Below are 1,196 nucleotides of genomic sequence, written 5' to 3' on the forward strand. Positions count from 1 at the left end.
GGTAATCCCCCCATTTTTAGTGGGGTGCTGAATGAGAATTCAGGCAGCTGTTTTTAGTTTCTGGGCGGGGGTTAGCCCGCTGTTCCCCATGTTGGGTCTGTCATGGTTATATGTCCAGAGCCATTGTGTTGCGACCTCCTGCACGTCCTGAATGCTTTCAAACAAATACTGCTCCAGCCATTCCTGCCGGACAGTTCTATTGTAACGTTCAATATAGGCGTTCTGCTGCGGATTACCCGGTTGCGTATAGATCAGGGTAATCCCCTGTTTTTCGGCCCATGAAACCAACGTATGACTGACATATTCAGGGCCATTATCCATTCGGATGGCTTCTGGCCTGCCACGCCACTCCATAATCTGTTCCAGACAGCGGACAACCCGACAGGCCGGCAGGGAAAAATCAACCTCAATCGCCAGTCCTTCACGATTGAAGTCATCCAGAATGTTCAGGAGCCGAAAAGCACGTCCATCCATCAGCCTGTCCGCCATAAAATCCATGGACCAGACCCTGTTGGGAAGGGCCGGAACCGACAGCTTTTCAGGCTTTTCGCGAACCAGACGCTTGCGGGGTTTAATCCGCAGGTTGAGTTCCAGTTCCCGATAGATCCGATAAACCCGCTTATGATTCCAGACATGTCCCTGCACATTGCGCAGATACAGGAAACACAGACCAAATCCCCATCTCCTGTGAGCCTGGGTCAGTCCCACAAGAAGATCGGCAATCCTGTCGTTCTCCGCTGCCAGTCGCGGACGATAGCGAAAGCAGGTCTCGGATATCCCAAAAATCCGACAGGCCAGCGCAATGCTGACCCCATGATGCGCCACAGCCTGTGCGGCCAGTTCCCGGCGCTGGGCTGGCCGCTTCATTTTTTTCCAAGGGCTTCCTTCAGGATATCCGTCTGCATGCTCAGATCCGCATACATGCGCTTCAGCCGACGGTTCTCCTCTTCCAGAGCTTTCATCTGACTGATCATCGAAGCATCCATACCGCCATATTTCGCGCGCCACCGGTAAAACGTGGCGTTGCTGATCCCATGCTCCCGGCACAGGTCAGGAACCGAAACGCCGCCCTCAGCCTGGCGGATCACACCCATGATCTGCGCGTCAGTAAAGCGATCACTCTTCATCAGAATCTCCTCATCCTTACGCTGAGAAAATTCTCATTCAAAAGCCACTCTTTTTATGGGGGGATTACC

At 53.2% G+C, this 1,196-nt stretch carries 1 protein-coding gene; it reads right to left on the reverse strand.

All coding sequences use genetic code 11. The features are described 5' to 3' along the window. Positions 1 to 39: 39 nt before the first annotated feature. Positions 40 to 1,127 (reverse strand): IS3 family transposase gene (locus F1542_RS16890; RefSeq protein ID WP_193734013.1). Its coding sequence is split into 2 segments (ribosomal slippage): positions 40 to 866 and positions 866 to 1,127, totalling 1,089 coding nucleotides; the frame shifts between segments, so codons are not numbered across the junction. Positions 1,128 to 1,196 lie beyond the last annotated feature (69 nt).

The sequence above is a fragment of the Komagataeibacter sp. FXV3 genome (genome assembly GCF_015155755.1).
Lineage (GTDB): Bacteria > Pseudomonadota > Alphaproteobacteria > Acetobacterales > Acetobacteraceae > Komagataeibacter.